The following is a 12,309-nucleotide window of genomic DNA, read 5'->3' as shown; positions in this document are numbered from 1 at the left end:
TCCCATGCCGAACTCAGAAGTGAAACGCGGTAGCGCCGATGGTAGTGTGGCATTCGCCATGCGAGAGTAGGACACTGCCAGGCACCCAATTAAACGGTGATGTGAAGAATCACGCCACTGCTGGCTGCGAGGATGACACCTCAGAAGAAGCAGCAGAAGATTTAGCGAAAGCTAACCGAATGCGGAGCGGTAGTTCAGTCGGTTAGAATACCGGCCTGTCACGCCGGGGGTCGCGGGTTCGAGTCCCGTCCGCTCCGCCACTAATTTTAAAGGCCTTCCAGATTGGGAAGGCCTTTTTGCTATGGGCGTTCTTTACCCGGTGGCACACAGATTTGTACGCAAGAACGCACACAAAGCCCAGTCGTGAGACTGGGCTTTGGTGTTTTTAGCCTGCTGGTGAGCTGCCGGCATCTCACCGCGATCACAATACCTTTCCCTGTTGGCGTTATTGCTACTATTTCCACCTCTGTATCGCAGCACATCCCATCTTGGCCGTATTGTTCCGCAGCGAACTGATAGAGCTTGAGGATTAAATCAGGCCATCTTGCAACGGTACATCATCGCTTCCGCTTGTTTGTTTCATTCCCGTGTTTGTTTATGGATTTATTCCATTAAAACAGTCTCTTATCAAGAATGAGCTGTTTTGTAGCAGGAATGCCACACTAGATAAATGATAATCATTATTGTTTGAATGATCGGGGCGGGGTCGTTACAATGCGGGCTGATTAATAAAGTGCTTTTCAAATGAGCCTTTTTTGATGCTGCACCTGGCCGGATGCCAAGGCGTTGTAACGAATGAAGTAAGGGAATACGCCACCTTCCTACTAAAAACGTTCAGGCTAAAACATGACAACAGTGAAACCGAACAAGCTTGCCTTGCTGGTCTGCTCCCTTCTTGCGACCCAAGCCCACGCTGCCAAACAAGAGGTGATGGTCGTCACCGCTTCCGGCTTCCAGCAGAAGATTGAAGACTCTGCCGCCTCTATCTCCGTGATTACCCGTGAGCAGCTGGAGAAGCGTGCCTATCGCGATGTGACTGACGCCCTGAAGGATGTTCCCGGTGTTGTGGTGACTGGCGGTGGCAGCAGCAGTGATATCAGCATTCGCGGTATGGGATCGAAATACACCCTGATGCTGGTTGATGGCAAAAAGGTGGATAGTCGTGGTACTCGCCCCAATAGCGATGAAGCTGGTATCGAGCAGGGCTGGCTGCCGCCACTGCAGGCGATCGAGCGCATTGAGGTCGTCCGTGGTCCCATGTCATCCCGTTATGGTTCAGATGCCATGGGTGGTGTGATTAACGTGATTACCCGCAAGACCACCGGTCTGGCCTGGCAGGGGTCGGTTCACGCAGATTCGACCTTCCAGGAGAACAAGGATGCCGGTAATAGCTTCCAGACCGATGCCTATACCGCAGGTTCATTGATCGATGGCGTGTTGGGGCTGCGCTTCAATGGCCAGCTGGCTCATCGTGGCGAAGACAAATTTACCCAGGGTTTTGCCGAGCAGGAGACTCGCAGTGGCACGGCAGTGCTCAGCTTCAAGCCTGATGAGCAGAGTCGCTTCGATCTGGAGGCCAGTCGCAGTCTGCAGGATCGGGATCGCACGGCCGGCAATTCGCTGGATGTCAAGGCGACAGATAGCCTCTATCGCTACGAGCGCACCAACTATGCGCTGACCCATGATGGTCAGTATGATTTCGGCTCTTCCAGCAGCTATCTGCAGCAGGAGGCCAACAGTAACCCCGTTCGCAAGATGGAGCTTACCAATACCATCGCCGATACCCATACCCAGTTTATTCTGGGGGATCATTACTTGAGTGTCGGTGGTCAGTATCGTTATGAGGATCTGCACGATCAAGGCAATGCCCTGACAGTGGCCAACCCTGCCGAGCAGCTGACCCGCTGGAGCTGGGCAATGTTTGTCGAGGATGAGTGGTCACTCACTGACAGCTTTGCCCTGACCGGAGGCGCCCGCATGGATCGGGACCAGAACTACGGCTCTCACTGGAGCCCTCGTCTCTACGGCGTCTGGCATCTGGATGATAGCTGGACGTTGAAAGGAGGCGTCTCGACCGGCTACCGCTCCCCTGACTTGCGGATGTCGGCGGCCAACTGGGGCCAGGCTACTGGCGGCCGCAGTCAGGATGGCGTACTGGTCGGCAACCCTGATCTCAAACCAGAGACCAGCGTGAGTGAAGAGATCGGCCTGCTGTGGAACGGTCATCAGGGGCTCAACGCCGGAGTGACCCTGTTCAACACCGACTTCAAGAACAAGATCTCCGAAGTGCGTCGTTGCACCAGCAAGAGCGATCCCGCCTGTACCCTCAATGGTCACAGTTATGACTTCATCAGCGATCGGGTCAACGTCGACAAGGCGAATATGCGCGGGGTCGAGGGGATGATGGATTGGGCTATCAATGAGGATTGGTCGGTCAGCTCCAGCTACACCTTCACCCAGTCCGAGCAGAAGAGTGGTCCACTGGCGGGTCATGCCCTCAACCAGAGGCCCCGCCACATGCTCAACGGTAGTGTTGACTGGCAAACCACCGAGGATCTCAGCCTCTGGTCACGGGTCAACTTCCGTGGCGAGACCTCCGAGTACCTGAGCCGGGTCAAGATGGCGGAGGGGACCCCTTCCTACACCTTCTTTGACATGGGCCTGGTCTACAAGGCCAACAAGCATCTGGATCTGACTGCCGGGGTCTACAACCTCTTCGACAAGACGGTGGATTACAGCAGCTATGGCACTGTGCTGGATGGTCGCCGTTACAACCTGGGCGTGACCTACAACTTCTGATAGGGAACCACTCATGCGGCCGCCATCTTCCGATGGCGGCCGTTTTTATTGCGTGTCCGTCAGAGGGCTATCCCTGATAGGCGGCGGCTTGCCAGGTATTGCGCCCCAGTCCCTTGGCCTGATACATGAGGGCGTCAGCCTGCCGTAGTAGCTGGTCGGCATCAGCCTCTCTCTCTGCGGCGACCCAGACTGCCCCGGTGCTGATGGAGAGGGCCACCTCGCCGCTGCTGGTGTGCAGGGTTTGCCGGTTGCTCTCCAGGCAGATACGCTCGGCCCACTCTTCTGTCTCTGCCAATGTGGCCAGCGGTAGCAGCAGGCAAAACTCTTCGCCGCCGATGCGGGCCAGCAGAGCCTCTTTGGGCAACAGGTTGGTCACAGTCGTGGCCAGCTTTTCCAGCAGCAGATCCCCGATGCCATGACCAAAGCGGTCATTGGTCTCCTTGAAGTGATCCACATCGAACAGCAACAGGGCACAGGGCTCCCCGCTTGCCAGTCGTTGCTCCATGGCGGGCATGAATGCCCGTCGGTTGAGCAGACCGGTCAGGGGGTCGGTACTGGCTTGTTTCTCCAGTCTGGCGTTGGCGCGGCTCAACTCGGTGGTACGGCTGGCAACGGCGCGGCGCAGTTGCACTATGTAGGCCACCATGATCAATGCCCCGGCCAGCAGTAGCCAGGGACCGAGATGGATGGGGTAGACGGTTTCGACATGCATCCATTTGCGGATGATCCGCTCCCGATCGCTCTCTTTGAGCTTGGCGAAGCCCTCTTCCAGCCGGTTTAGCAGGGCAAGGTCACCCTTTTTCACCGCAAAGCGGATCTGGTCGGTATAGAGGTGGCGAACCGGAATAAAGCGGGTGGGATCGTCCGAGGTATAGATGTAGAAGTTGGCGACCTGCAGATCGGCGATAAAGGCCTTCACTTCACCCTTGAAGGCCGCAGCCAGCAGGGTGTCATTGTCATTGAAGGTCTGCAGTCTGGTGCCGGGGAAGTAGCGTCTGGCGTAATACTCCTCGTAGCCACCGGCTACCACACCGACCGTTTCATGGAGCAGGTAGTAATGTACATCGGTGCCGCGCAATTCGTTCGAGAAGAAGAGTTGGGAGTCGAGCTGGGCGAGAGGGCGGCCATAGTCGAACAGTTTGTCCCGCTCCGGTGACCAGAGCAGTCCGGCGTGAACGTCCGCCTTCCCCTCATGGAGCAGGTCGAGGGAGCCTTGCCAGTCGACCAGCCTGAACTCGATCTTCTGGCCGGTCACCCGGGCATATTCACGCCACAAATCGATCAGCAGGCCATCCGGCTGGCCCGACTCATTGATATAGGAGAAGGGCTGCCAGGCTTTGGAGTTGGTAATAATGATCGGCTCTTCCGGAGCTTTGGCCCAGACAGGCAGAGCAAGGGCGAGTAGCAGGAGCCCCCATCCGATACTGACTATGACTCCTGTCCTGGAAGAGGCCATCCTTGCTCCAATCCGTTGCCGTATACCGTCCCGTGGTCATCGATTATCACCGCCTTTCTGATCGAAGAACAAGCGCTCAAATGATGAAGTTTGCATGATGCAAATGGCGCCATGACAAGGCTGGCGGATAGGGTAACTACTTACAGCGGCAGGCTGATCCGCGCCTCCAGTCCCCCCTGTGGCCGATTGAGCAGGGTCAGCTCGCCGCCGTGCTGATGGACCAGGGTGCGGGCGATGGAGAGCCCCAACCCGACACTGCCGGACTCGGTATTGCGCGCTTCATCGAGCCGCACGAACGGCTTGAACACATCCTCCAGCCGCGCCGGATCGATCCCCGGCCCGTTGTCGCAGACCCGGATCAACAGCTCCTCCTTGCGCCGCTCCAGCGACACTTCGGCGCTGCCGGCATATTTGATGGCGTTGCCGATCAGGTTCTGCAGCACCCGGCGCAGGGTGTTGGCCCGGCAGGCGTAGACCTCTTTGCCTTCCGCCAGACAGGTGACCGGCTGGCCGGTATCGGCATAGTCATCGCACAGGCTGACCAGCAGGCTGACCAGATCCAGCTCGCGGGTAGCCTCCTGCTGCCCCTCCTCGCGAGCAAAGCTGAGGGTCGCGGCCAGCATCTGCTCCATCTGTTGCAGGGTCTGCTGGATCCGCTCCTTGTCCTCGCCATCGGCCAGAAACTCGGTGCGCAGCCGCAGGCTGGTGATGGGGGTACGCAGATCGTGGGAGATGGCCGCCAGCATCCGGGTTCTGTCCTGCACGAAGCGGTCGAGCCGGGTGTGCATCCGGTTGAAGGCCTGAATCGATTCTCGGATCTCGGTCGGTCCCTCCTCTTTCAAGGGTTCGATATCCTCGCCCCGCCCGAGTCGCTCCGCATTGCCTGCCAGCTGCTTGAGCGGGCGGGTGGCACGGCGAAACAGCAGCACCATCAGTCCGATCACCAGACTGGCGACCAGCATCAGGTTGAGGGTGGTCTGCCACGACCAGCTGCCCGCCTCCTTGTCGACCAGCGAACTGAACTGCAGCCAGCCCCCCTGCGGCAGTTCGATGGAGCCGTAGAGCCGCATATCCCGCGGCGGGGGTGGCCCCTTGCGATCCCGCATCATGCGGGCATGATGTTCCCACGCTTTGCTGCGCTGGTTATCCTCTTTCAGCTCGGCGCTGATCTCGACAGTGAGGCCGGGGGGGTAGTTGAGGCGCGAGCGCACCAGCTGCTCGAAGCGGGGGCTGCGGTTATCCGGTTGCAGCGGCTCGTCGGAGAGGCGCAACAGCAGGGTCTCGCTGCGGCTCGCCTTGAGGATCTCGTCATAGAGGGACGGGGGGGAGAGGGAGAGCAGCCTGACCACAGAGATGATCCGCTGCATGGCGTTGCGGCTGTTGACGAAGCCGAGCGCCTCCTCCCGATCCGTGCGGTAGATCTGGATGCTGAGTAGCTGGATCAGGATCAAGCCCGCCAGCGCCACCAGAATGATCTGGCCGGTCAGCCCCTTGGGCCACATCCGTGCCCACAGTCGTCGCAAGGTGCCCACTGCTTAAACCTGCGTCACGTCGGCGGAGAACATATAGCCGCCACCCCAGATGGTCTTGATCAGCTCCGGATTCTTGGGATCCCGCTCCAGCTTGCGGCGCAGGCGGCTCACCAGGGTATCGATGGCGCGATCGAAGGCCACCGCCTCGCGGCCACGGGCCAGGTCCAGCAGTTGATCCCGGCTCAGCACTCGCTGCGGGCGTTCCAGAAATACCTTTAGTAGATCGAATTCGGCGGTGGAGAGGCTCAGGCCCACCCCATCCTCATCGACCAGCTCCCGGCGATTGACGTCGAGCAGCCAGCGATCGAAGCGCAGATCCCGGGTCAGGGCCTCGGCGGCGGGTTGGTTATCCGCCTGGGTGCGGCGCATCACCGCCTTGATGCGCGCCAGCAGCTCGCGCGGATTGAAAGGCTTTGCCAGATAGTCGTCGGCCCCCATCTCCAATCCGATGATGCGGTCGGTCTCTTCTCCCATGGCAGTCAGCATGATGATGGGCAGGTTCGATTTGACCCGCAGCTCGCGGCAGAGGGTCAGGCCATCTTCACCCGGCATCATCAGATCCAGCACCAGCAGGTCGAACTCCCGCTCCTCCAGCAGCCGCTTCATCTCCTTGCCATCCCGGGCACAGCTGACTCGCAGGCCGTGCTGTTCCAGAAAGCGCTTCAACAGATCGCGGATCTCGCTGTGATCGTCGACCACCAGAATGTGGGTGTTGCCCTGGTTCATGAATACCTCCCCTGCTTGGCGTTGGCACGAGTATACGAAAATCCGCCCGGCGGTTTGTGTCAAAGTGTGCCAGATCCGCACGATGCCACACTCTGCTACAAAAAAGGGCGATGCTGGCAAAGTTCAGACACCGATAGGGTGTTTACTTGAGGGCAAGGCAAGAGCGCCGAACCAGAATCATCCCTACAGGAGATAGACCATGAAAAAGCTGACCAAAACCCTGCTGACCGCTACCCTGATCCTTGGCCTGCCGCTGGGCGCCTATGCAGCCAGTGAAGCGGCCCCCACCGGCCAGCCCGGTGCCATGGTGGATTGCCCGATGGACGGCGGCGGCATGATGGGTGGCAAACACCACGGTGGTCGCCACGACAAGATGGCTCGTATGCAGAACATGACCCCGGAGCAGATCCAGGCCAACCTGCAGCAACGTTATGATCGCATTGAAGATCCGGCCAAGAAGGCGGAATTCATCAAGAAGCTCAGCGAGCGTGCCGCCGGTATGACCAAGCACGCCGAAGCGATGAAGCAGTTCGCTGAAGCGAACCAGTAACAACGCCAGCTGTTATCAACCCAAGGGTGGCCGAGGCCACCCTTTTTGTGATCGTATCGATCCATTTTCGCTCGAATCCTTATCTTGCTGTCGCTTATGTGAGCGATGGCAAACGCGCCGTGAGCGAATTGCAAGATAATGCCCGCTCATATAACAAGCTGCAGTTAGCAGTGGCCGAAAACAGGAGAGGGTATGGGTTGGGATCTGGGGACAATCAAGGGGCGATATACCGCCGTTTTTCTGGGATTCATGGTGGCGGTCTGTGTGCTGACCGTAATCGGCATCCAGTTATGGGTCAAACCCGAGCTGCAACGGGCGGGTGAGCAGAATCTGGTGCTGCGGGTCAGCGAGATTGCGACCGACATTCGCGATCAGCTCAACGGGGTGCAGAGCCAGTCACGCAGTATCACCCAGCTGGTGGCCCAACTGCCGAGTGAGCAAATCGATGCTGTTCTCCCTGCTCTGATCGATCAATATGGCAATGCCATGGTGTTTGGTGGCGGCATCTGGCCGATGCCGGATCAGCGGGAAGCCGGTCGCATCAAGTTCAGTACCTTTTTTCATCGGGATGGTGCCAACAAGCTGATCCCCAACACCTACTGGAACTCGGCCGAGGCGCCCAACTATTTCGAGCAGCCCTGGCACAGAGCCGGGCAGCAGGCGGCGAAAGGCATGTGTGTCTGGGCGGCGGCTTACAAGGATGGTGCCAGCCAACAGCCACGCACCAACTGTGCCATGGGGATCTATCGTGACGGCTCCCTTTACGGGGTGTCCACCATCGATGTGACGCTGGGTTTCTTCAATGATCTGGTCGCCAAAAAAGAGCAGGAGATCGGTGGTCAGGTGATGATCGTCGAGGCCGACGGCAAGATCCTCAGCAAGAATGGTCGCTTGAGCGGGGATGTGGTGCTGGGCAACCTCTCATCTCACGGGGACTATCCCTTTGCCAGCGCCATCGCCAGCCTGCTGGGGCAAGGTAATGGCGCCGCATTGCAGCGCACTACCTTTCAGGATTTGGGTGAAGAGCAGACATTGCTGATGCAACCCATCGAAGGAACCCCCTGGCTGTTGGCGGCGGCGCTGCCGACCAGCACCCTTACCCACGACAGTCAGGAGGTGCTCAAGACGCTGGCAGCGATCCAGCTACCGCTAGTGGTGCTGCTGTTTGCGCTGATGTTGATGGCCATCAAGCAGCTGGGCAGTCGACTCGACACCCTCAAGCAGAACATCGATGCGCTCTCGGCCGGAGATGCTGACCTGACTGCCCGGATCCGGGTCAAGGGGCGCGATGAGCTGGACCATATCGCCCAATCGGTGAACCGCTTTATCGCCTATCTGCAGCAGATGATGTTGCAGGTGACCGAGACCACAGAGCTGATTACCCGTGAATTGGCCCAGCTTGACCAGCAGACGGGACAGGCCAGACGTATTCTAGGTGAGCATGCTGCCGAGACCGATCAGATAGTGACCGCCCTGACCGAGCTCAGCTCCACTGCCGACAGTGTGGCGCACCACGCGAGCGATTCCGCCAGCTTTACCGAGTCTGCTAATGGTCAGGCGATTCAGTCCCGTCAGGTAGTGGGTCAGGCCTCTGCCAGTGTGGCGGCGCTGATCGATGAAGTGGATCTTGCTGCGACCAAGGTATTGGGGATGCAGGAAGATGCTCGCCAGATCAGCAGTGTACTCAGCGTGATCGGCGATATTGCTGCCCAGACCAACCTGTTGGCACTCAACGCGGCCATCGAGGCGGCACGGGCTGGTGAGCAGGGCCGCGGTTTTGCCGTGGTTGCTGATGAGGTGCGCGCACTGGCGGCGAGAACCCAGAATAGCACTGCCGAGGTGGGGAGCATGCTCTCCCGGTTGACGCAGGGGGTGGCCGAAGCCGTGGTGGCCATGGAGCACACCAAGCAGAGCTGTCAGGCGGCGACCGAGAATACCGAGCAGGTGACCGGCGGGCTCGACAAGATGGCGGATGCCGTGGTGCAGATCAACGATCTGGGTACCCAGATTGCGACTGCGGCAGAGGAGCAGAGTCGAGTGACCGAAGAGATCAACCGCAACATGGTCACTATCCGCGACATGGTCAATCTGCTGGTGGATAACGGTCAGAATACCGAACAGAGTTCGGCCACCCTGCTGGAGTCCAATCGCCAGCTGGTGGCGTTGGTGCATCGCTTCAAGGTGTAACAAACCGATAATGAAAGAGGGGGAGCCCGGTGCTCCCCCTCTTGCTATCTGTGCCGATGCGGGTGTTCAGTCCACTCCACCGGACGAGCGAACTTAGCCCTGAGCCTTGTCGGTCAGGTCTACTTTCTTGACGGTATCACCTTCGAACTTGATAACGACGTTCTTCTTGGCTGCGTCGGTATCTTTCAGCAGGGTTTTGGTGGTTTCTGCCAGCAGCGGAGAGGCCTTTTTCAGGGCATCCAGATCATAGGTCCACACTTCCAGGCCGGATTCGGTCTTGGTGGTGGCAGGAGCGCCCAGCTTCTCTTTAATAGCCTGCTTGTTGGAGCCGCCTTCCTTGATATCCAGTGCCTTCTTGATGGCTTCGTTGGATGCGCTGTCCACTGCACCGGATACGGCAGTGTTGGCCGCATCCTTGACGCTGCTGGTGACGCTGTCGGTCAGCGAGTCCATCAGGCCAGCATTGGCAAACAGGGGCAGGGTGGTGAGGGCTACCAGCAAACTCTTTTTCATTTTTTACAGATTCCATTGGTTCAAATGAGGCGGCTATGGAACCAATAAAAGAGCTGGGTGTCAAGTGAGGCAGCTATTGAGCTGTCTGTTAACTGTGTCTCATTTTTCACCAGCCGCAAACAGTTTTGGGATCTCCCGCACCAGCCAGCTTTTGGCCTTGCCCATGGTGTCTCGCCGCCAGGCCAGCACCACCTGCAGCTGATGGCGGTACTCGGGGCTGATCACCTTGAGCCGACCGGCCCGGATGTCCTCCTCAATCCAGCTCTGTGGCATGGTGCCGACCCCGATCCCTGCCAACAGGGCATCCCGTTTCTCCGTCATGGTGCTGACAGTGAGGCGCGGCTGCTTGTCGAGCAGGCGGTAGGTAAGAACCGGTTTGCGCAGGGCTGTATCAGCGACCGCGATGGCGCGGTAGCGGCGCAGGGTCTCGTCGGCCAAGGGTTCGGGCTCCTGATGCAGCGGGTGATCGGGATGGGCGACGTAGAGCATCACCTCCTCTTTCAGCACCTGATGCTTGATGCCGGTCATCATGATGTCCGGATTGATGGAGGAGATCAGCAGGTCGGCGCGACCATCTTCCAGACACTCCCAGCTACCCGCCAGCACCTCGGCCCGCAGCCGCAGTCGGGTATCGGTCTGTTCGGCCAGCTTCTCCACCAAGGGGTAGAGGGCCTGCACCGGGACCAGTGCATCGACGGCGACTGTGATGTCGGTCTCCCAGCCACGGGCCAGCGCCCGGGTCTCTCCCACCAGATGCTCGGCTGCCTCCAGCAGCACCCGGCCGCGCTCCAGCAGCATGCGCCCCGCCGGGGTGAACTTGGTGCGGTGGCCGCTGCGGTCAAACAGCATGGCATCCAGCTCATCCTCCAGCTTCTGCACCGTGTAGCTCAATGCCGAGGGCACCTTGCCCAGCTCGTCGGCCGCCGCCGCAAAGCTACCGCGGCGGTCGATGGCATCCAGCACCCGGATTGCCTCCAGGGTCAGCGCCCGCTCCTTGTTCGATTCCTTGGCCATTCCTAACCTTCAATTTTTTTGAATATGTTTGCCAGTTTATCTCGCTAACAAGTTAGGTCATGTCACTTTAATATTCAATCAACGCTTAGGCAGGAACGTCGAGCGGCCAAATATGCGGGTAGTTCCGCACTGTGACACACCAAATCGGTCTGTCTGATGTCGGTGAAAGAACAACACACTATTTGAATGATCTCTTGTATGGATGCATTGATTCTGGCCGAGCTAGCTGGCACGCGAACAAATTCGTATGCCGCTGCGTACTCAAGGCACAGTGACCGTCAGCCTGGCTGACCAGAGCAGCGAATACCGTATTCCGTTCGGCATCGGTGGTGGCAACCCCCGCTAAGTCGAACCCCGGATAGATGAGGAGCACACCATGATGCAATTGAGAGCCGCAGAAGCGCGGGGCAAGGCCAACTTTGGCTGGCTGGACGCGCGCCACAGTTTCTCCTTCGGTCACTACTATGACCCGGAGTGGATGGGGCACTCGGTACTGCGGGTGATCAATCAGGATCTGGTTGCGCCGGGTGGCGGATTCGCCACCCACCCTCACGCCAATATGGAGATCCTCACCTGCGTGCTGCAAGGCACCATAGAGCACAAGGACAGCCTCGGCCATGCCGAGCAGATCCCGGCAGGGGATTTCCAGCTGATGAGCGCAGGCAGCGGGATCCGCCACAGCGAGTACAACCCCTCGCAGACGGATCCTCTCTCCCTGTTGCAGATCTGGATCGAGCCGAACGAGTTCGGCACGCCACCCGGATATCAGCAGAAGAAGATCGAGTCCAGACCGGGCATGACGCTGGTGGCGTCACCGGATGGCGAGGCGGGATCGCTGCGGATCCGCCAACAGGCCCGCGTATGGCGGCTGGAACTGGCCCCGGGCGAGACGCTCGAATGGGCACTGGCTGGCCGACACGGTTACCTGCAGATGATTTCAGGTACGCTTGCCGCCAACGGTCTGGCTGCCCGACCCGGCGACGGGGTACTCAGTCGTGATGAATACCGGTGGGAGCTGGTTGCGACCAGTGCCAGCCAAGCTCTGTTATTTGACCTACCCTGAAGCAGTCAGCGGTGATGTGACACAAACGAGGAATATGAAATGGACAAGATGAAAGATGTAGCGCTGCTGGCGGGTCGTGTACTGCTGGCGCTGATGTTCGTAATGGCGGGCTGGAGCAAGATCGGCGGCTATGCCGGAACCCAGGGCTATATGGAAGCGATGGGTGTGCCCGGCTTTATGTTGCCGCTGGTGATCCTGCTTGAGCTGGGTGGTGGCCTTGCCGTCGTGCTGGGTCTCTTTACCCGCAGCCTCTCCGTGCTGCTGGCCGGTTTCACCCTGATGGCTGCCTTTATTTTCCATTATCAGCCTGCAGAACAGATGCAGATGCTGATGTTTATGAAGAACGTCTCCGTTGCCGGTGGTTTCCTGGCGCTGGCGGCGGCCGGAGCAGGGGCTTTCAGTCTGGATGCCCGTCTCGGCAAAAACTGGTAATGCACTGAAGAGTCAAGTTTTCCAATGCTTTTTGGCC

Annotated in this window: 10 protein-coding genes and 1 tRNA gene; 6 read left to right on the top strand and 5 right to left on the bottom strand. The window is 59.0% G+C overall.

All coding sequences use genetic code 11. The features are described from left to right. Positions 1–183: 183 nt before the first annotated feature. Both AB5Y76_RS16330 and AB5Y76_RS16325 read left to right on the top strand, forming a co-directional pair. Positions 184–260, top strand: a tRNA-Asp gene (locus tag AB5Y76_RS16330). A gap of 586 nt (positions 261–846) precedes the next feature. Further along, positions 847–2,799 (top strand): ligand-gated channel protein, encoded by a 1,953-nt coding sequence (locus AB5Y76_RS16325; RefSeq protein WP_368177761.1) that lies wholly within the window; start codon positions 847–849, stop codon positions 2,797–2,799. A 67-nt stretch (positions 2,800–2,866) separates the two neighbouring features. Here AB5Y76_RS16325 and AB5Y76_RS16320 read toward each other — a convergent pair whose 3' ends face one another. The 3 genes from AB5Y76_RS16320 to AB5Y76_RS16310 form a co-directional block, all read right to left on the bottom strand. Continuing rightward, the gene (locus AB5Y76_RS16320) at positions 2,867–4,255 is read right to left on the bottom strand and encodes a sensor domain-containing diguanylate cyclase (RefSeq protein WP_263718886.1); all 1,389 of its coding nucleotides are present in this window, start codon (positions 4,253–4,255) and stop codon (positions 2,867–2,869) included. Positions 4,256–4,395: 140 nt separating this feature from the next. Further along, positions 4,396–5,757, bottom strand: coding sequence for an ATP-binding protein (locus AB5Y76_RS16315; protein ID WP_005356852.1), 1,362 nt, complete (start codon positions 5,755–5,757; stop codon positions 4,396–4,398). A 33-nt stretch (positions 5,758–5,790) separates the two neighbouring features. Next, complete coding sequence (locus AB5Y76_RS16310) at positions 5,791–6,513, bottom strand: response regulator (RefSeq protein ID WP_064335179.1); 723 nt, start codon at positions 6,511–6,513, stop codon at positions 5,791–5,793. 199 nt (positions 6,514–6,712) lie between these two features. Here AB5Y76_RS16310 and AB5Y76_RS16305 point away from each other — a divergent pair, with 199 nt between their 5' ends. After that, the gene (locus tag AB5Y76_RS16305; protein ID WP_219594990.1) at positions 6,713–7,063 is read left to right on the top strand and encodes a hypothetical protein; all 351 of its coding nucleotides are present in this window, start codon (positions 6,713–6,715) and stop codon (positions 7,061–7,063) included. Between the two features lie 192 nt (positions 7,064–7,255). Continuing rightward, complete coding sequence (locus AB5Y76_RS16300) at positions 7,256–9,250, top strand: methyl-accepting chemotaxis protein (RefSeq protein ID WP_263718889.1); 1,995 nt, start codon at positions 7,256–7,258, stop codon at positions 9,248–9,250. A gap of 93 nt (positions 9,251–9,343) precedes the next feature. Here AB5Y76_RS16300 and AB5Y76_RS16295 read toward each other — a convergent pair whose 3' ends face one another. Beyond that, on the bottom strand, positions 9,344–9,763 hold the full coding sequence (locus tag AB5Y76_RS16295; RefSeq protein ID WP_101531509.1) for a hypothetical protein: 420 nt from the start codon (positions 9,761–9,763) through the stop codon (positions 9,344–9,346). 99 nt (positions 9,764–9,862) lie between these two features. Beyond that, positions 9,863–10,777 (bottom strand): LysR family transcriptional regulator, encoded by a 915-nt coding sequence (locus AB5Y76_RS16290; RefSeq protein WP_160881980.1) that lies wholly within the window; start codon positions 10,775–10,777, stop codon positions 9,863–9,865. Positions 10,778–11,153: 376 nt separating this feature from the next. Between AB5Y76_RS16290 and AB5Y76_RS16285 the strand changes: the two genes are divergently transcribed. Both AB5Y76_RS16285 and AB5Y76_RS16280 read left to right on the top strand, forming a co-directional pair. Then, positions 11,154–11,840 (top strand): pirin family protein, encoded by a 687-nt coding sequence (locus tag AB5Y76_RS16285; RefSeq protein WP_139734588.1) that lies wholly within the window; start codon positions 11,154–11,156, stop codon positions 11,838–11,840. A gap of 39 nt (positions 11,841–11,879) precedes the next feature. After that, positions 11,880–12,272, top strand: coding sequence for a DoxX family protein (locus AB5Y76_RS16280; RefSeq protein WP_005342720.1), 393 nt, complete (start codon positions 11,880–11,882; stop codon positions 12,270–12,272). The last annotated feature ends 37 nt before the right edge of the window (positions 12,273–12,309 follow it).

The organism is Aeromonas sp. R1-2 (assembly GCF_040908505.1).
Classification (GTDB): Bacteria; Pseudomonadota; Gammaproteobacteria; order Enterobacterales; family Aeromonadaceae; genus Aeromonas; species Aeromonas veronii.
Note: the sequence above shows the minus strand (reverse complement) of the source record. Positions and strands in the feature narration are given on the sequence as shown.

Coding starts and splice junctions, on each gene's coding strand:
- AB5Y76_RS16325 (WP_368177761.1), top strand. CDS start 847: ATGACAACAGTGAAACCGAACAAGCTTGCCTTGCTGGTCTGCTCCCTT.
- AB5Y76_RS16320 (WP_263718886.1), bottom strand. CDS start 4,255: ATGGCCTCTTCCAGGACAGGAGTCATAGTCAGTATCGGATGGGGGCTC.
- AB5Y76_RS16315 (WP_005356852.1), bottom strand. CDS start 5,757: ATGTGGCCCAAGGGGCTGACCGGCCAGATCATTCTGGTGGCGCTGGCG.
- AB5Y76_RS16310 (WP_064335179.1), bottom strand. CDS start 6,513: ATGAACCAGGGCAACACCCACATTCTGGTGGTCGACGATCACAGCGAG.
- AB5Y76_RS16305 (WP_219594990.1), top strand. CDS start 6,713: ATGAAAAAGCTGACCAAAACCCTGCTGACCGCTACCCTGATCCTTGGC.
- AB5Y76_RS16300 (WP_263718889.1), top strand. CDS start 7,256: ATGGGTTGGGATCTGGGGACAATCAAGGGGCGATATACCGCCGTTTTT.
- AB5Y76_RS16295 (WP_101531509.1), bottom strand. CDS start 9,763: ATGAAAAAGAGTTTGCTGGTAGCCCTCACCACCCTGCCCCTGTTTGCC.
- AB5Y76_RS16290 (WP_160881980.1), bottom strand. CDS start 10,777: ATGGCCAAGGAATCGAACAAGGAGCGGGCGCTGACCCTGGAGGCAATC.
- AB5Y76_RS16285 (WP_139734588.1), top strand. CDS start 11,154: ATGATGCAATTGAGAGCCGCAGAAGCGCGGGGCAAGGCCAACTTTGGC.
- AB5Y76_RS16280 (WP_005342720.1), top strand. CDS start 11,880: ATGGACAAGATGAAAGATGTAGCGCTGCTGGCGGGTCGTGTACTGCTG.